Source organism: Alcanivorax sp. HI0083 (genome assembly GCF_001635175.1).
This window is the reverse complement of sequence record NZ_LWFX01000912.1, coordinates 1-17991: the sequence shown is the minus strand read 5'-3', so window position 1 is coordinate 17991 and position 17991 is coordinate 1. Positions and strand designations below refer to the sequence as shown.

At 59.8% G+C, this 17991-nt stretch carries 18 protein-coding genes and 1 pseudogene; 9 read left to right on the top strand and 10 right to left on the bottom strand.

What is annotated here, in order from left to right; genetic code table 11:
* Both A3754_RS09425 and A3754_RS09420 read right to left on the bottom strand, forming a co-directional pair.
* Positions 1–270 (bottom strand): annotated as a pseudogene (locus A3754_RS09425) (isocitrate/isopropylmalate family dehydrogenase); the annotation flags it as partial.
* 286 nt (positions 271–556) lie between these two features.
* The gene (locus tag A3754_RS09420) at positions 557–2779 is read right to left on the bottom strand and encodes an NADP-dependent isocitrate dehydrogenase (protein WP_063519460.1); all 2223 of its coding nucleotides are present in this window, start codon (positions 2777–2779) and stop codon (positions 557–559) included.
* A gap of 209 nt (positions 2780–2988) precedes the next feature.
* On the opposite strand from A3754_RS09420, the gene A3754_RS26095 reads away from it, so the two are divergent.
* Positions 2989–3612, top strand: a complete 624-nt coding sequence (locus tag A3754_RS26095; RefSeq protein ID WP_082872461.1) for a pseudouridine synthase — start codon at positions 2989–2991, stop codon at positions 3610–3612.
* Here A3754_RS26095 and A3754_RS09410 read toward each other — a convergent pair.
* From A3754_RS09410 to moaC, 3 genes are read right to left on the bottom strand one after another with little or no spacing between them, the layout of a single operon-like run.
* A complete protein-coding gene (locus A3754_RS09410; protein WP_063519458.1) occupies positions 3515–3988 on the bottom strand; it encodes a molybdenum cofactor biosynthesis protein MoaE in 474 nt (157 codons plus the stop codon). The genes A3754_RS26095 and A3754_RS09410 overlap by 98 nt on opposite strands.
* A complete protein-coding gene (gene moaD / locus A3754_RS09405) occupies positions 3985–4239 on the bottom strand; it encodes a molybdopterin converting factor subunit 1 (RefSeq protein WP_063518668.1) in 255 nt (84 codons plus the stop codon). Before moaD ends, A3754_RS09410 begins: the two co-directional genes overlap by 4 nt.
* A gap of 1 nt (position 4240) precedes the next feature.
* A complete protein-coding gene (moaC, locus tag A3754_RS09400; RefSeq protein ID WP_063518667.1) occupies positions 4241–4723 on the bottom strand; it encodes a cyclic pyranopterin monophosphate synthase MoaC in 483 nt (160 codons plus the stop codon).
* A 129-nt stretch (positions 4724–4852) separates the two neighbouring features.
* Between moaC and A3754_RS09395 the strand changes: the two genes are divergently transcribed.
* From A3754_RS09395 to A3754_RS09365, 7 genes are all read left to right on the top strand, one after another.
* Positions 4853–5320 carry an NUDIX hydrolase gene (locus A3754_RS09395; protein WP_063519457.1) on the top strand — a complete coding sequence of 156 codons (468 nt, stop codon included), beginning with the start codon at positions 4853–4855 and terminating at the stop codon, positions 5318–5320.
* A 6-nt stretch (positions 5321–5326) separates the two neighbouring features.
* Complete coding sequence (mnmA, locus tag A3754_RS09390; RefSeq protein ID WP_063519456.1) at positions 5327–6421, top strand: tRNA 2-thiouridine(34) synthase MnmA; 1095 nt, start codon at positions 5327–5329, stop codon at positions 6419–6421.
* Entirely contained in the window at positions 6418–7056 is a 639-nt protein-coding gene (hflD, locus tag A3754_RS09385; RefSeq protein WP_063519455.1) for a high frequency lysogenization protein HflD, read from the top strand. The genes mnmA and hflD overlap by 4 nt, the downstream gene beginning before the upstream one ends.
* 138 nt (positions 7057–7194) lie before the next feature.
* Positions 7195–8565 (top strand): adenylosuccinate lyase, encoded by a 1371-nt coding sequence (gene purB, locus A3754_RS09380; protein ID WP_063519454.1) that lies wholly within the window; start codon positions 7195–7197, stop codon positions 8563–8565.
* Complete coding sequence (locus A3754_RS09375) at positions 8565–9713, top strand: JmjC domain-containing protein (RefSeq protein ID WP_063519453.1); 1149 nt, start codon at positions 8565–8567, stop codon at positions 9711–9713. The genes purB and A3754_RS09375 overlap by 1 nt, the downstream gene beginning before the upstream one ends.
* A 10-nt stretch (positions 9714–9723) precedes the next feature.
* A complete protein-coding gene (locus tag A3754_RS09370) occupies positions 9724–10149 on the top strand; it encodes a GNAT family N-acetyltransferase (protein ID WP_063519452.1) in 426 nt (141 codons plus the stop codon).
* A 3-nt stretch (positions 10150–10152) separates the two neighbouring features.
* Complete coding sequence (locus A3754_RS09365; protein WP_063519451.1) at positions 10153–10650, top strand: hypothetical protein; 498 nt, start codon at positions 10153–10155, stop codon at positions 10648–10650.
* A 205-nt stretch (positions 10651–10855) separates the two neighbouring features.
* Here the strand turns inward: A3754_RS09365 and A3754_RS09360 are convergent, their stop codons facing one another.
* The gene (locus A3754_RS09360) at positions 10856–11533 is read right to left on the bottom strand and encodes a tRNA (guanosine(46)-N(7))-methyltransferase TrmB (protein ID WP_063519450.1); all 678 of its coding nucleotides are present in this window, start codon (positions 11531–11533) and stop codon (positions 10856–10858) included.
* 171 nt (positions 11534–11704) lie between these two features.
* On the opposite strand from A3754_RS09360, the gene A3754_RS09355 reads away from it, so the two are divergent.
* Positions 11705–12469, top strand: coding sequence for a hypothetical protein (locus A3754_RS09355; RefSeq protein ID WP_063519449.1), 765 nt, complete (start codon positions 11705–11707; stop codon positions 12467–12469).
* A gap of 290 nt (positions 12470–12759) precedes the next feature.
* On the opposite strand, the gene A3754_RS09350 is transcribed toward A3754_RS09355, so the two are convergent.
* From A3754_RS09350 to A3754_RS09335, 4 genes are all read right to left on the bottom strand, one after another.
* Positions 12760–14919, bottom strand: coding sequence for a malate synthase G (locus A3754_RS09350; RefSeq protein WP_063519448.1), 2160 nt, complete (start codon positions 14917–14919; stop codon positions 12760–12762).
* 231 nt (positions 14920–15150) lie between these two features.
* On the bottom strand, positions 15151–16008 hold the full coding sequence (gene ttcA, locus A3754_RS09345) for a tRNA 2-thiocytidine(32) synthetase TtcA (protein ID WP_063519447.1): 858 nt from the start codon (positions 16006–16008) through the stop codon (positions 15151–15153).
* Positions 16008–16805 carry an SDR family oxidoreductase gene (locus tag A3754_RS09340; protein WP_063519446.1) on the bottom strand — a complete coding sequence of 266 codons (798 nt, stop codon included), beginning with the start codon at positions 16803–16805 and terminating at the stop codon, positions 16008–16010. The genes ttcA and A3754_RS09340 overlap by 1 nt, the downstream gene beginning before the upstream one ends.
* Before the next feature lie 119 nt (positions 16806–16924).
* A partial coding sequence (locus A3754_RS09335; RefSeq protein ID WP_197468596.1) for an acyl-CoA dehydrogenase family protein occupies positions 16925–17991 on the bottom strand: 1067 nt, incomplete at its 5' end.

Here is a 17991-nt window from a genome sequence, read left to right as displayed (position 1 = left end):
GGTTTCCTCCGGGAGCCAGACATCCGGCCCGTACACGACGGTAGCCTTTTCCCCGGCGTAAACTTCCATCCAGGTAATACCACGCTTGGTGCCGTAGGCTTTCTCGATGGCGGCGTTAACCACCTTGATCATCACTGGTGAAATGTCGACACCAATGCCATCCCCTTCGATATAAGGAATAATCGGATGATTGGGGACATTCAGGGACAGGTCCGCATTAACCGTGATTTTGTCACCGTCTGCAGGAACCGTGATCTTTTGGTATCCCATCTACACTTCTCCCTCTGAATAAAAGCGAATTCGGCCTCTACTCGCGAGTATAGCATCGAGCCAAAGTCAGGGTGGAGCATCGGTTTGGCACTTGAGAGATTGACTGCAAGGGACGTGGGGAACGGGGAACGCCCGGCCACGGGGATCGGCGGCAAGGGTCGCTGAAACGCCTTACCGGGCAAGCCCTGAAGCACACATCTGCTGTGCCTTGTGACCAGGAGAAACACTCCCTCCAAGGCCACATGACTCAACAGCTGTACGCTTCACCAGGTCAGGCAAAGCCTGGCTAGAGCTTCTCGAGTATGCCGTTAAAGGTTGCACTGGGCCGCATAGCGGCCGAAGCCTTGCTGAAATCGGGATTATAGTAACCGCCGATATCAATGGGCGAGCCTTGCACGGCCACCATTTCGTTGACGATTGTCTCTTCGTTTTCCGTCAGCGAAGCGGCAATAGCCGTGAAGGTTTCCTTCAGCTCTGCGTCCTCATCCTGTGCGGCCAGCGCCTGGGCCCAATACATGGCCACATAGAAATGGCTCACCCGGTTATCCGGCTGGCCGACTTTCCGTGACGGTGACTTGTTCTGCTCCAGATACTGCTCATTGGCCTTGTCCAGAGCGGCTGCGATCACCTTGGCCTTGTTGTTGCCATACTTCTCGCCCAGCTCCTGAATGGAAACCGACAGCGCCAGGAATTCGCCCAGCGAGTCCCAGCGCAGGTGATTCTCTTCCAGGAATTGCTGCACATGCTTGGGGGCCGAACCGCCAGCACCGGTTTCGTAGAGTCCGCCGCCAGCCATCAAGGGAACGATGGACAGCATCTTGGCACTGGTGCCGAGTTCCAGAATGGGGAACAGGTCGGTCAGGTAATCACGCAGCACGTTCCCCGTGACGGAGATAGTGTCTTTGCCGCGGATCATGCGCTCCATGGTGTATCGGATCGCCTGAACCGGAGACATGATGCGGATATCAAGGCCTTCGGTATCGTGTTCCTTGAGATATTTGCGAACCTTCCGGATCATTTGTTGATCGTGGGCCCGCTCCTTGTCCAGCCAGAAGATAGCCGGAGTGTTGCTTTGCCGGGCACGAACCACGGCCAGTTTCACCCAGTCACGAATGGGCAGGTCCTTGGCCTGGCACATGCGCCAGATATCGCCTTTCTCCACATCGTGAGTCAGCAACACCTCACCGTCCTCACGCACAATGCGCATGGTGCCCTTTTCACTGGCTTCAAAGGTCTTGTCGTGGGAGCCATACTCCTCTGCCTTCTGCGCCATCAAGCCCACATTCGGTACCGAGCCACAGTTAACGGGATCAAAGGCCCCATGGGTTTTGCAGAAGTTGATGACTTCCTGGTAGATGGTGGCGTAGGTGCTTTCCGGAATCACCGCCTTGGTATCTTTCAGCTTGCCGTCGGCACCATACATCTTGCCACCCTGGCGAATCATGGCCGGCATGGAGGCATCGACAATAACGTCGGAAGGGACGTGCAGGTTGGAAATGCCGCGGTCGGAATCAACCATGGCCAGTTCCGGGCGATGCAGGTAACAGGCGCGGATCGTGGTTTCGATCTCCAGGCGCTGGGAAATCGGCAATTCTTCGATTTTCTGGTAAATGTGACTCAAGCCGTTATTCGGGTTGGCACCAATCTCTTCCAGCACATCGCCATGCTTGTCGAACAGCTCCTTGTAGAAGCGCCGTACCGCATGCCCGAACACGATGGGGTGAGAGACCTTCATCATGGTGGCTTTAACGTGCAGTGAGAACAGCATGCCTGTGTTCTTGGCATCTTCGATTTGTTTGTCAAAGAACTCACTGAGCGCATTCTTGCTCATGTACATGGCATCAATGACTTCGCCATCAAGAAGCGGAAGTTCCGGTTTTTTGACCGTCACAGTGCCGTTTTCGTCCTCGAACTCGATGCGCACCTTGCAGGCCTTTTCTATCGTCGAGGAGGTCTCATGGGAAAAGAAGTCGCCGCCACGCATGTGTGCCACGTGGGTGCGCGAAGCCGGGCTCCAGTAGCCCATGCTATGGGGGTTCTTGCGGGCATAGTTTTTAACCGCAATGGGGGCGCGGCGGTCGGAGTTGCCTTCGCGGAGCACCGGGTTCACCGCAGAGCCGAGAATTTTGGTGTACCGGGCCAGAATGTCTTCCTCTTCCTCGCTTTGCGGCTCATCCGGGTATTCCGGCACCGGGTAGCCATGCTCGTTAAGTTCGGCGATGGCCGCTCTGAGCTGGTGGATGGAAGCACTGATATTGGGAAGCTTGATGATGTTCGCTTCCGGATCCTGGGTCAGATCACCCAGTTCGGCCAGGGTGTCATTCACCTTCTGCTGGTCGGTCAGATATTCAGGAAAGCTGGCAAGAATGCGTGTAGCGAGGGAAATATCACTGCTCTCAACTTCAATGCCAGCGATCGAAGTGAATTTTTCAATGATGGGTAAAAAGGAATAGGTCGCCAGCGCAGGCGCCTCGTCAGTCATGGTGTAAATAATTTTAGGCGTGGTCATAGAATTACAAGGTCCCAATTGTATTGGTAGAGCTTTCCGCCTGATATCAGTCGGCTTTTGGCCGTCAGATCAGCGGGCACCCAACAGGAGTGCTCCCTCCGAATAAAACTGTATTCTGCATAAGCTGGCGAGTATAGCACCGACCGTTTAGCCTTGTTAGGACAAGCGGTAGCAACCGCAGACCAACAACAGTCATCGATACTCACCCCATGGCGCAATTGATCTTACTTAACAAACCGTTTCAGGTCCTCTCCCAGTTCAGCGACGACCAGGGCCGGCGAACCTTGCGCGAGTGCGTGCCGATGCCCGGCGTATACCCGGCCGGTCGACTGGACTGGGATTCTGAAGGCCTGTTGTTGCTGACCGATGACGGCGCCCTGCAGGCACGCATCAGCGATCCGCGGTTCAAGCTTCCCAAAACCTATCTGGTTCAGGTGGAAGGCAGGCCCGGGGGGCAGGAACTGCAAAAATTACGCCAAGGCATCACCCTGAAGGATGGCCCCACGCGCCCGGCCAAGGTCGAACTGATTGAGCCGCCCGCGTTATGGCCACGCAATCCACCCGTCCGCTTGCGGAAAACCGTACCGGATAGCTGGCTCAAGCTCACCATAGACGAAGGTCGAAACCGACAGGTGCGACGAATGACCGCAGCCATTGGCCACCCCACCCTGCGGCTGGTTCGCTGGCAGATTGGCGACTGGAACCTTGAGGCTCTCGCCCCTGGAGAATGGCGCGCTATGACGGTTCACGCGCCGAAGCCGCCTGCAGCCAGGCAGCGGCGGCCTCGTCATCGCTCTGGCGGGCCTCGACCCAAACCCAGCGGCCGCCGATAAGCTCCTTCTTCCAGAACGGCGCGCGGGTTTTCAGTAGATCCATGATAAAGGCGCAGGCCGCAAACGCATCCTGTCGATGCGGGGCACTGACGGCCACCTGCACGATGTCATCAGCCACCATCATGGTGCCAACTCTGTGCACCACCCAGGCACCATTGAGGTGCCATTTCTGGCCAGCCTGATCGACAATGGTGCGCAACACTGCCTCCGTCATCCCCGGGTAATGCTCCAGATGCAGCGCCTCCACCCTGGCCTGCTCATCGCGCACCTGGCCACTGAACTGCACCATGGCGCCGCTGAGACCCGCGTCGCGAAGCCAGCCGGACGGCTGCGCCGGCACCAGCGCCGTGTCCGTGACGGCCACATGAATCTTCATCCGCCGGTCACCGGCGGGAACAGGGCGACCACATCGCCATCCCGAACCGCCGCCTGCTCCTGGCTGAGCACCTCATTCACCGCCACCATATAGCGGGGTGTCGCCTCCAGCGCACCGGCCACCGACGCCTTGTCGTCGGCCAGCCATGCGACCAGGGCAGCCACCGTGTCGACACCATCCGGCGGCGTGACCGTCAGGCTGTCACTGCCCACCCGCTCACGCAGAGCAGCAAAGAAACGTATCTCGATCACCTTAATCCTCCCGACGGAACTGGCCACTGCGGCCACCGGATTTTTCCAGCAGGCACACCGATTCAATCACCATGCCCCGGTCCACCGCCTTGCACATATCATAGAGCGTCAGGCTGGCCACCGATGCGGCGGTCAAGGCCTCCATCTCCACGCCAGTGGTGCCCTTGAGCTTGCAGGTTGCCTGCACGCACAGCGCATCCGCTCCTTCCGGTTCGATGGTAACAGTGACACCAGTGAGCAACAGCGGGTGACACAGAGGAATCAGGTCCCAGGTCTTCTTTGCCGCCTGAATGCCGGCAATTCGGGCGGTGGCGAGCACATCACCCTTGGGGTGTTTGCCTCCCAGTATCATTTCCAGCGTGGCCGGCTGCATGCGCACCCGCGCCTGCGCAGTGGCGGTACGCTGAGTGCTGTCCTTGTCGGTCACATCCACCATCTGGGCCCGGCCACTGTCATCCAGGTGGGTAAATCGTTGATCTGTCATGCTCAGAGGTGTCTCCGCTCTGTTGTCTGTGGCGCCGCTGCGCTACCATTCCCGCCTTTCCAGAATTGAATGAAGCATCGCCCCCGGCCCATGACGGCAACCGGTGCTTCCTGTCCGGTAGGATACGCTATGAACAGCTTTGAGCCGCACATTACTGTGGCCTGCGTAGTCGAACAAGACGGCCGCTTCCTGTTTGTCCGAGAAATGAGCAAGGGCGAGGAAGTGCTGAACCAGCCTGCGGGCCATGTGGAATTCGGTGAAAACCTGATGCAGGCGGCCTACCGCGAAACCCTCGAAGAAAGCGCCTGGCAGGTAGACATTACCGACCTGCTCGGCTGGTATATCTTCCAGCCCCACAAGGGTGCCGGTGTCTATTACCGCACCTGCTTCGTGGCCCGGCCAGTCAGCCACGACCCGAAACAGAAGCTCGATACCGGCATTCTCGAAGCCGAATGGCTGACCCCGGACGAATTTCGCGCCCGTCGGCACCAGCACCGCAGCGCCCTGGTGGAAAAATGCCTGGATGATTACCTGTCCGGGCGACGACTGCCCCTGGACAGCATTTATCAGCACCCCTGGCCTCTGCAGAGAGGATGATTTGCCATGCGTAAGGCCCCCAAAGACACTCGTGTGATCGTCGGCATGTCCGGCGGTGTGGACTCCTCCGTGGCTGCGGCCCGCCTGATTGATGCCGGTTATCAGGTCGAAGGCCTGTTCATGAAGAACTGGAACGAGGACGACGGCACCGACTACTGCACCGCCCGGGAAGACCTGCTCGACGCCATGCAGGTGGCCGGCGTACTGGGCATCGAGCTGCACACTGCCAATTTTGCCGAGCAGTACTGGGATCGCGTATTCGCCCACTTTCTCGCCGAATACAAGGCCGGGCGCACCCCCAACCCGGACATCCTCTGTAACAAGGAAATCAAGTTCCAGGCATTCCTCGATCACGCCATCACCCTGGGCGCGGATTACATCGCCACCGGGCATTACTCCCAGGTCAGCCATGGCGACAAAGCGCAGCTACTGCGCGCGGTGGACACCAACAAGGACCAGACCTATTTCCTGCATGCGGTGGACTACCAGAAATTCGACCGCACCCTGTTCCCGCTGGGTGATCTGGAAAAACCGGAAGTTCGCCGCATTGCCGAAGAAAAAGGCTTCGACAACCACAAGAAGAAAGACTCCACCGGCATCTGCTTTATCGGTGAGCGCCGCTTCAAGGATTTCCTGGAGCAGTACCTGCCTGCGCAGCCCGGCACCATTGAGGATGACCACGGCAACGTCATCGGCAAACATGACGGGCTTATGTACTACACCCTGGGCCAACGCCAGGGGCTGGGCATTGGCGGCCTGGCCAGTGCCAGCGAGGCCCCCTGGTACGTGGCCGGCAAGGATCTGGATCGCAATGTGCTGATCGCCGTACAAGGCACGGACCACCCGCTGCTCTACAGCCGGGAACTGACCAGCGCGCCCATGCAGTGGGTCGCCCTGGAAGCCCCAACCTTGCCGGCCCGGCTCACTGCCAAGACCCGTTACCGCCAACCCGACCAGGCCTGCACCGTCAGCGATGCCGGCGACGGCCGGGTGCATGTCATATTTGATCAACCACAACGCGCCGTCACACCCGGACAGTCCGTGGTGTTCTACGATGGCCCGGTCTGCCTGGGCGGCGCCGTCATTGAGGAAACCGCATGAGCGAACGTTTCTCGCCGGAACAACAGCAACTGCTGGCCCTGGCCGCCGTGTTTGAAGCGGCCCAGCTGGCCGACGATGTGGCCCAGCGTGGAGACTGTGACCCCAAAGCCTTCGAAGCGTTGATTGCCGGCGTCATGGCGCTGGATGCTGACGATTTCGACAGCATCTATGCTCAACCCAGCCAGCTCCGCGAAGGCGTCAGCCTGCTCAACCGCAGCCTGAACAAGGAGTCCCGTGGCGCCAACTTGCGCCCGCTCAACTACGGCCTGGCCCTGCTCCACCTGGCCGGCAAGCTGCGCAAGAATGAGGACACCGTAAGCATTCTGCGCAACCGCCTGCTGGCGCTGAGCGGCCAGCAGGCCCACTTTGACAAATTCTCCGATGACGCCTTTTGCCACCGCATTGCCGGTATCTATGTGGATACCCTGGGCACCTTTCGATTTCGCATTCAAGTCAAGGGCGACCCAGCCCATCTGCAGGACGACGACAAGGCCGCACGCATCCGCGCCCTGTTTCTGGCCGGGGTGCGCGCCGCCTTCCTTTGGCACCAGCTGGGCGGGCGTCGCTGGCACCTTCTGTTCCATCGAAAGCGCCTCCTTTCGCTCATTGAGTCCATTGATATCAGTGTCTTATAAGCGACTGTTAAAGCTATAAATAGATCAACTTTCAGCTGTCATCAACAGCGGCGCAGTTTGCGGAATTTTGCTGTATGATTGCGCCGCCTTTGGAATGTACGTGTACGTACCTACTTGGACGATATTCGGGAGCCTGACATGTCCAGCCTTACCTCTTTGACTGCCATTTCACCGGTAGACGGTCGTTACGCCAGCAAAGTCGATGCACTGCGCAACACCACCAGTGAATACGGCCTGATTCGCTTCCGCGTCCATGTGGAAGTCAGCTGGCTGGAACAGCTGGCCCATGACAAGAACATCCCGGAAGTCCCCTTGATGAGTGGCCAGGCTGCCTGGCACCTGCGCGGCGTCACCCGTGATTTCGAGGTCCAGCATGCCGAGCGCATCAAGGCCATCGAAGCCACCACCAACCACGACGTCAAAGCCGTGGAATATTTCATCAAGGAACAGATGGCGGAACACGACGAACTGGCCAGCATGAGCGAGTTCGTACACTTCGCCTGCACCAGCGAAGACATCAACAACCTGTCCTACTCGCTGATGCTCAAGGAAGCCCGTGAACTGCTGCTGCCCAAAATGGACCAGGTAATCAGCGCCATCCGCAAGCAGGCCCACGCCCAGGCCGACCAGCCCATGCTGTCGCGCACCCATGGCCAGTCCGCCTCCCCCACCACCGTGGGCAAGGAAATGGCCAACGTGGTCGCTCGCCTGCAACGCCAGCGTGACCAGTTCGCCGCGGTGGAACTGCTCGGCAAGATCAACGGTGCAGTGGGCAACTACAACGCCCACCTGTCCGCTTACCCGGACGTGGACTGGGAAGCCTTTGCACGCCGCTTTGTGGAAGGCCTGGGGCTTACCTTCAACCCTTTCACCACCCAGATCGAACCCCACGACTGCATTGCCGAGTACTTCCACGCCCTGATGCGCTTCAACACCATCCTGCTGGACTTCGATCGTGACGTCTGGGGCTACATCTCCCTGGGTTACTTCAAGCAGCGCACCGTGGAAGGCGAAGTGGGCTCCTCCACCATGCCGCACAAGGTCAACCCCATCGACTTCGAGAACTCCGAAGGCAACCTGGGTCTGGCCAACGCCATCATGGATCACCTGGCCGCCAAGCTGCCCATGTCCCGCTGGCAGCGCGACCTGACCGACTCCACCGTGCTGCGTAACGTGGGCGTGGGCCTGGCGCACAGCCTGATTGCCTTTGAAGCCAGCCTGAAAGGCATCGGCAAACTGGAAGTAAACCCGGCCCGCCTGGACGAAGACCTGGATGCCGCCTGGGAGGTGCTGGCCGAACCCATCCAGACGGTGATGCGCCGGTATGGAATCGAGAAGCCCTACGAGAAACTCAAGGCGCTGACCCGCGGCAAGGACGGCATCAATCAGGACACCCTGACCGCCTTCATCAATGATCTGGCGATCCCCGATGAAGCCAAGGAAATCCTGCTGGCCATGACCCCGGCCACCTATGTGGGCAATGCCGCCCAGCAAGCCCGCAGCATCTGATGCCCTCAGCGCCCCAGCTGCCTGCCTTGACGCTGCCGCGCTTCATTCTCCCCATGAAGCCGGCAGCGTTTTTGCGTGAGCATTGGCAGAAAAAGCCCCTGTTCATGCCCGGCGCCGCCCATGGGCTGGACCAGCCTGACGCCGACACCCTGGCCGGTCTGGCACTGGAAGAGTCCGTGGAGGCACGCATCATCACCGGCGCCGGCAACGGCCCCTGGTCAGTGTTGCAAAGCCCCCTCGCTGACGATGTCTTCGAAACCCTGGGCGAGGAAAACTGGACGTTACTGGTCCAATCTGTGGATCACTTCCTCACTGAAACCTCGCTGCTGCTGGACGACTTTGCCTTCCTGCCCAACTGGCGGGTGGAAGACATCATGATCAGCTATGCCGCCAAAGGGGGCAGTGTCGGCCCACACTTCGACCGTTATGACGTCTTCCTGATTCAGGCCGCCGGCCGCCGTCGCTGGCAGATCGGCGACGTCTGTGACGAGAGCACGCCCCGCCAGCCCACCGATGAGCTGAAACTGCTGGCCGACATGCCCGCGCGCGAAGAGTTCGTCGCCGGCCCCGGCGACGTGCTCTACCTGCCCCCCGGCGTAGCCCACCACGGCGTTGCCGAAGACAGCGACTGCATTACCTGGTCGGTGGGCTTTCGCGCCCCGGACTACCAGATGCTGATGGCCGAAATCGCCGGCGAATGCCTGGCCGAATCCGACAGCCAGCTGTTCACCGATCCGGGCCGGGATGTCACGTCTGACCCCGCCGTACTGGCCGATGCAGACCGTCAACAACTGATTCGCGGCGCCCTGGACCTGCTCCAGCCTGACGCCATCGAACGCGCAGTTTATCGCTGGCTATCCACCCCCCGGCTGGATGGCCTTGAATTTGCGGTAGATGATCACCATATTCGCGAACGCGATGACAAAGTGGCCCTGGTTCGCCACGGCAGTGTGCGCCTGCTCATGCAGGGCAAACTGGCCTGGCTCAACGGAGACAGCCACACGCTAACAGAACAACAACGCCCGCTGGTGCAGCTATTGGCCAGCAAAAGACGCTACCAAGAAAGCGAGCTGGACGCCGTCATGACGCCCACCGCAAGAGAATTGCTCCATGAATGGATTGAACAGGGCTACTTCGCCCCACTATAACGAGACCCCTATGGCTATCAGCATTATCGAAACCCGTTGGGACGAACACGAAGCCGCCCTGCGAGCCCTCCGCCAGAAGGTCTTCATCAACGAACAGCATGTTCCCGAAGAGCTGGAATGGGATGGTGAAGACAGCGCCGCCATTCACTTTCTCGCGCTGGACGCCGAACAGCAGCCCGTGGGTTGTATTCGCCTGCTGCCCACCGGCCAGATCAGCCGCCTGTGTGTGCTTTCCGAACAGCGCAACAATGGTGTCGGCAGCTCGCTGCTGGTCGCCGCTGAAGAAACCGCCCGAGCCAATGGCATGGAAGAGATCTTCCTGCACGCCCAGACCCACGCCACCAGCTTCTACGAAGCCGCAGGTTTCTCCGTGTCCGGCGGCATTTTCATGGATGCCAATATCCCCCACCGGCAGATGTTCAAGCCGCTGATCTAGCCCATGCAGCTGGTCATTGGCGACGACGACACCCTGCACCACCCGGAACGTCATCACGCCGGCCTCGCGCTGGCCACGCTGATCGGCGCCAGCCGCCGCAGCCTCTGGCTGCGGGTTCCCACGCTGGATGCGCTCACCGACAACGCCGAGGTGTGCAGCGCCATCAAGCGCCTTGCCCTGAGCAGTGCCCGGGTCGATATCCGCATTCTGTTTGATAGTGCGGACAATGCCGTGCGCACCGGCCACCGGCTAATTCATCTGTCTCGCCGCCTGCCCTCACGGATCATCCTCCGCCAGACCCAGCAAGATGACAGCGATGCCCAGCTGTGCTTCGCCATTGCCGATGGCACTGGCCTGTTTGAAGCCAGCGGCTGGCCGCGCCCCGGACGACTGGATCTGTGTGGACACCGACTACCGCGTGCGCCGCGGCTGGGCAAACAGTTTCAGGAGCATTGGGAACGGGCCGGCGGATCACCGGAGCTGCGTGAGCTTAGGCTTTGAATGTCGGATTACGGCTACGCCTAATACGACCTACTTGGCTGAGGCTTTGAAGCCGGGCACAAAATCGGTCGCTTTGCGATGAGTGAACCGCTTGGGTGTCGGATTACGCCCTTCGGACTCTCTGTGCCCCTAGGTAAACACGATCTACAAAAATTGACCTTTCAAGTAGGTCGAATTAGCCCGAAGGGCGTAATCCGACAATCTTTCAATCCACGATCAAACTGGCGGTCAACTGCCAGATCGCCTGGCCGCTGGCCAGATACTTTTCCTCGAAATCCGTAGCGGCCTCTCCCTCTACCGCTAACGGCGCCAGCACCGCATCAATCCCACTGATTGCCAGGGCCACCTGCACTTCCTCAAGATACACCGCCCAGTTGCTGCGCAATTCCAGCTCACCGCCCAGCGTCAGCACAGAAGGCCACACGGGATGTCCCTGCCAGCGCCGTTTCAGGTGGGCACTTTTTGGCCAGGGGTTCGGGTATAGAATCTGATGCCGGGCAAGTTGCCACTCGGCCTGCTCCATCAGGCGCCATAACCCGGTGCAATCCGCGCGCAGAAACAGCAGATTGTCCGGTGGCTGCAGCCAACGGCGCCCACCCCGCTCCAGCCGGTTGGCCGACTGATCCACACCGATCACCAGGGCATCCGGATTCGCGTGAGCCAACAGAACAGAAGAACGGCCCGTGCCACAGCCGGAATCCAGCATCAGCGGGCGATCTTCCCCTTGCTCATCGCGCCAAGCCCGGGCCTGCTCAAAGGCGCTACGATCGTGGTCGGCTATGGGGGCCCGCCAGACCGAAGCGAGGTGCCGGCGCACCACCTTTTCCAGATCAACATGGACACCCGACTGGTTCGAGCTGACCGCACGGCTATTGGCAAACATGGCATTCCTGACTGGCGAAGCGACTGACGGGACGCACATTGTAGGCATGGTGGGCGCCAGCGCCAGCCCCTGGCAAAATTTGGCGCCACCGCCCTACTGGCGAGCCGCTGCGGGCAGCGCTACTGTAGAGAGAGTCGGAACCCTGCAACCACCGACCTCTGCGAGGACCCCATGCGCCTGTGCCTGACACTGCTTGTCATCATGCTTGCCCTTCCCGGCCTGTCTGCGGCTGACGATATGAGCATCCATGTGCTGGAGCGTCCGGACGCTCCCGCCCTGGTGCCTGTCATTGAGCCATTATTGCCGGCTGGCGGCTCCGTTCGCGCCTATCGCGGCAAGCTGATTGTGCGTACCACCGACGCCAGCATGCAGGAGCTGCAAAGCGTCCTCGGCGGCCTGGAAGCCACCCCCTCAACCCTGATCGTGCACCTGCGACGCCAACAAGGCAGCAGCAGCCGACAAAGCGGCATCGATACCAATGTCCGGGGCCGAATCGAATCCGGCCGGGCACCGGTGATTCAGGGCGAGGTGCGCATCGGCCAGCAGAACCAGCAACAACAGCGCCAGGATCACTACCAGATTCGCACCCTCAGCGGTTACCCCGCCAATGTAAGCCAGGGCACCCTGGTCGCGCTCAGTGGTGGCTATTACGGCACCACCTTCGCACAGCTGGATCAGGGGATTCAGGTAACGCCACAGCTAACCCCGGACGGCAGCGTGGTACTGCAGATCAGCCAGCGCTTTGATCAACCGGCCAGCCACAACAGCGCCCGCACCCAGCACAGCGCCACCACCTTGCGGGTCACGCCGGGCCGCTGGCAGCCCATGGGCAGCATCACCGTGACACAGAGTGGAAGCCGTCAGAGCATTGGAAGCTATCAAAACCAGCAACAAAGCATGACTTTGCCGCTGGAGGTGATGGTGGAGAAGGAGTAGCACCACGCAACACGCGGTGACGCAGAAGCGCCGCAGGCGGCGCGATAAACCTGATTGCAAGTAACGAGTAACGAGTGACGAGTGACGAGTGACGAGTGACGAGCAGCGAAAATCGTCGGGCTTCCCCATGGTTTGGGGTTTGCCTTTCGAAACTCGTTTCTCGCACCTCGACACTCTGGCTATCGCGCCACCACAGCGGCTTCGCAGAAAGCCCGGGGGGGATTAGGAGTCGCCGCCCTACAACCAAAAAAGCCCCGACTAGCGGGGCTTTTTCTGTGTGCTCGAAAGCCTTACTTGGCTTTCAACTCACGGCGACGACGGTGCAGAACCGGCTCGGTGTAGCCGCTTGGCTGTGCACAGCCTTCGAATACCAGCTCACAGGCCGCCTGGAAGGCAACGGAGCCGTCGAAGTCCTTGGCCATGGGCACGTAGTCCGGGTCGTTGGCGTTCTGACGATCCACCACTTCCGCCATGCGCTTCATGGTTTCCAGTACCTGCTCTTTGCTGCAGATGCCGTGGTGCAGCCAGTTGGCCACGTGCTGGCTGGAGATCCGCAGGGTCGCGCGGTCTTCCATCAGCCCCACATCCTTGATGTCCGGCACCTTGGAGCAACCCACGCCACTATCAATCCAGCGCACCACGTAACCCAGCATACCCTGGGCGTTGTTATCCAGCTCCTGCTGGATTTCTTCGGCGGTCAGTTCGCGGGTCAGCAACGGGATGGTGAGGATGTCGTCCAGGGACGCACGGGTGCGGCTGGCCAGCTTTTCCTGAACCTCTGCCACGTTGATTTCATGGTAATGGGTCACGTGCAGCGTGGCTGCAGTGGGTGACGGTACCCAGGCACAGTTGGCACCGGCTTTCGGGTGACCGGCCTTGTTGGCCATCATCTGCGCCATTTCGTCGGGCATGGCCCACATGCCTTTACCGATCTGGGCGTGACCTTTCAGGCCGCATTCCAGGCCAATGTCCACGTTCCAGTCTTCGTAGGCGCCGATCCACGGCAGGGCTTTCATTTCACCCTTGGGTGCCATGGGGCCGGCTTCCATGGAGGTGTGCATTTCGTCACCGGTGCGATCCAGGAAACCGGTGTTGATGAAGATGACACGCTCCTTGGCCTGACGGATACACTCCTTCAGGTTCACCGTGGTGCGACGCTCTTCATCCATAATGCCAATTTTCAAGGTGTTAGCAGCCAAACCTAATGCTTTTTCTACACGCTCGAACAGCTCAACCGCAAAGGCCACTTCTTCCGGGCCGTGCATTTTCGGCTTCACGATATAGACGGAACCGGTGCGGCTGTTGCTCAGCTTGTTGATGTTCTTCAGGTCATGCATGGCGGCCAGCACGGTCACCATGCCATCCATGATCCCTTCCGGGGTTTCTTCCCCGTTATGCAGGATCGCCGGGTTGGTCATCAGGTGACCCACGTTACGGACCAACAGCAGTGAACGACCATGCAAAGTCAGGGAAGAGCCGTCCAGCGCGGTGTATTCACGGTCCGCGTTCATGGAGCGGGTCATGGTCTTGCCGCCTTTCTGGAAGCTTTCTTCCAGGTCGCCTTTCATCAAACCGGCCCAGTTGCGGTACACCTCGACCTTGTCTTCCGCGTCAACGGCGGCAACGGAATCTTCGCAATCCTGGATGGTGGTGATGGCGGATTCCAGCAGCACGTCTTTCATGTTGGCCGCATCGTCAGCCCCGATCGGGTGGCTGGCGTCGAACTGGATTTCCGCGTGCAGGTTGTTGTGCTTCACCAGCACACCAGTGGGTGCGGCGGCATCGCCCAGGTAACCCTGCAGCTGGGATTCGTCTTTCAGGCCGGTTTTTTCTGAACCCAGGGACACAACCAGCTTGCCGTCTTCGATGGCGTAACCAGTGCTGTCCTTATGGGAGCCGCTGGCCAGCGGGAAATAGTTGTCCAGGAAGTCACGGGCCCAGGCAATCACCTTGGCGCCGCGCTTCGGGTTGTAGGCGCCGCCTTTTTCGGCACCGCCTTCGTCGGAGATTACGTCGGTGCCGTAGAGGGCATCGTACAGGCTGCCCCAGCGGGCGTTGGCCGCGTTCAGGGCAAAGCGCGCGTTCTTCACCGGCACCACCAGCTGCGGGCCGGCGATGGTGGCAATTTCGGCATCCACGTTTTCAGTGGTGACGTTGAAGTCTTCGCCTTCGGGCAGCAGATAACCGATATCAGTCAGGAACTGCTTGTACTCAGCCATGTCGATGGCCTGCCCCGCACGGGCCTTGTGCCAGGCGTCGATCTGCTTCTGCAGGTCGTCGCGCTTGACCAGCAGCGCCTTGTTCTTGGGGGCCAGGTCATTGAGGATGCTTTCCAGCTCGGCCCAGAAGTGTTCCGGGTCGACGCCGGTACCCGGCGCAATCTCATTGACTACCAGATCATGGAGTTCGGCGGCGATTTCCAGGCCACCCTTCTGAATACGATCGGTCATGGTGCTCCTACCCTTCTGGTCGAGAGAATCTTGGTTAATCGGGACGTTCGGGGAAAATCCGGCAACCGGTCGGCATCAACACGCCGCCGTCTGGATTATCGCGAAACCCCGGGGAAACGGTTCAAGGCGCGTAAAGACGGGCGCCCCGAAATAAGGCGACGGCATTTTACCGGAAACGGCGCCGTGAATCATGTTTAGCGGTAAACAAACTCGAGACTGCTGTTTTTTTGATCAGGCGAACAGGTTAACCACATCCAGACGGTGAGCTTGCTCACCGCCCTGCTGCTGGCCCTGCTCCAGATTTTCAAAGTCGAACAGGCGGGTGTCTGCCAGCTGGGAGGGAGCAATGTTCTGTACCGCAGCAAAGATATTTTCAATGCGCCCCGGCTGTTGCTTGTCCCATTGCTGCAACATGTCCTTGATCACCTGGCGCTGCAGGTTCTTCTGGGAACCGCAGAGGTTGCAGGGAATAATCGGGTACTCTTTCAGGGCGGAAAACTCGATGATGTCCTTTTCACGGCAATAAGCCAGCGGGCGAATCACCACATTGCGGTTGTCATCGCTGCGCAGCTTGGGGGGCATGGCCTTCATCTTGCCGCCGTAGAACATGTTCAGGAACAGGGTTTCGACGATGTCATCCCGGTGGTGGCCAAGGGCAATCTTGTTGGCACCGATTTCCTCGGCAAACCCGTACAGGCTGCCCCGGCGCAGGCGTGAACACAGGCCGCAGGTGGTCTTGCCCTCCGGCACCTTCTCCTTGACGATGGAATAGGTGTCCTTTTCCAGAATGTGGTACGCCACGCCTTCCTTTTCCAGGTACTCGGGCAGGATGTGCTCCGGGAACCCGGGTTGTTTCTGGTCCAGATTCACCGCTACCAGCTCGAAATTCACCGGCGCGGAGTGCTGAAGATTGCGCAGAATCTCCAGCATGGTGTAGGAATCCTTGCCGCCGGACAGACACACCATCACCTTGTCACCCTCACTGATCATGTTGAAATCAGCAATGGCGCGGCCCGTTTCCCGCCGCAGTTTCTTCTGCAGCTTGTTAAGACGGGTACGTTTCTTGGTATCGGTGTTGTCCTGTGACATCAGGTGACCTTCATTTTGCGGATCAGTCTACGGTACAGCGAGGGAGCCCAGCGTTTCAGGTAGATGCCCGCCCCTTCGCGGCCGGCGATGATAACCTGATCACGGCCCCGCTGCACGGCCTCTACCAGCCGTTTGGCGCATTCTTCCGGGGCCATGGCGGTCTGCTGGGCAGCATCCATGGTGCCCTGGCGAGAGCCATCCGCGGTGAGCGCATTGATCGACACCTGGGTGCGAATAAAGCCGGGCATCACCAGCGTCACGCGGATGCCCTGATCATACTCTTCCGCCCGCAGGGACTCGAAGAAGCCATGCAAGGCGTGCTTGCTGGCGCTGTAGGCGCTACGCAGCGGCGTTGGCAGCTCCCCCACCAGGGAGGTAATCACCACAAAACGTCCACCCCCTTGCTCTTTCAGCCAGGGAAGCACGGCCTTGGTCAGCGCCACGGTGCCGAAGAAATTCACCTCCATGATCTGGCGATCCACGGACAGATCCGTGTCGGCCACCAGTGAGCGCTGGGAAATCCCGCCATTGTGCACCACTTGATCCAGTCGCCCGCAGGCCTGCCTGACCCGCTCCACGGCTGGCGCCATGGCCTCACTCTGGCCAAGGTCCAGCGGCAGCACTACGTGCTCTTCGCTGTTCACCAGCCCGCCACACACTCGCTCCAGCTCTTCTTGCCGGCGAGCGGACAGCACCAGCCTGGCGCCACGGCGGGCATATTCCTTCGCCAGCGCTTCACCAATCCCGGAGGATGCCCCGGTAATCCAGACGACCCTGCCAGCCAGCGACTCAGACATAGAATTTCCCTCGAACCATGACAATGGCCAAGCTTAATGCCCCAACCCAAAAACAAAAAGCGCGGCCAGGCCGCGCTCTTCTTTTTTCGCTTGTAGCTCGTAGCTCGTAGCTATTTTTCCTATTTCAGCTCTTTGGACGACAGCCCAAGCAGGTGCCTTGCCACGATCAGCTGCTGGATCTGCTGTGTGCCTTCAAAGATATCGATGATCTTTGAATCGCGGGCCAGTTTTTCCAACAGGGTGCGCTCTGAATAGCCCAGCTCACCACACAACGCCACACACTTTAGGGTCACATCGTTCCCCATGCGCCCCGCCTTGGCTTTACACATGGAAGCTTCACGGGAATTGGGCTGGCCATTGTCGGCCATCCAGGCGGCCTTCAGCGTCATCAGGCGGGCCGCTTCCAGGTCCGCTTCCAGCCGGTAGAGCTCCAGTTCGCGGGCTGTCGAGTTATAAGGTAGTTTCGAGAAATCCGCCTCAAGCCCTTCTTTTTCAAACACTTCACGGGTTATTTCCAGCGCCGCACGCGCCACGCCCAAGGCCATGGCAGCCACTTGGGGGCGAGTGTTGTCGAACGTCTGCATCACTCCGCCAAAGGCTTTTTTACGCGCCTCCTCGGTATCTCCCACCTCGGCGGAACCGAGAATATGATCCTTGGGAATCCGGCAATTATTGAACGCCAACGCGGCGGTATCCGACACCCGCAGGCCCATCTTGTCTTCCACACGCACCAGCTGCACGCCAGGATTATCACGGGGCACGATAAAAGACTTGATCGCCGCCTTGCCCAGGGTTTTGTCCAGCGTGGCCCAAACGACAATGGCATCGCAGCGCTGACCGGCGGTGCAGTAGATTTTCTCGCCGTTAAGCACCCATTCATCCCCATCGGCCACCGCAGTGGTCGCAACCGCAGCGGAATCGGAGCCCGCGCCCGGCTCGGTAATCGCCATGGCGCAGTACAGTTTGCCGTATTTTTCCTTCTGCTCCGGGGTGCCCACCGCCATGATCGCAGCATTGCCAAGCCCGCTGGCGCCAGGGATCGACAGCATCAGCCCCACATCTCCCCAGCACATGGCTTCTACGCCCATGATGCCCATCATGTTGCTGCCATTTTTGATGCCGTCGCTCCCCCCGTCTTTCTTGCCTCCAGCACGGGGCATGGCCGCCATCATCTGCGCAACCGGCT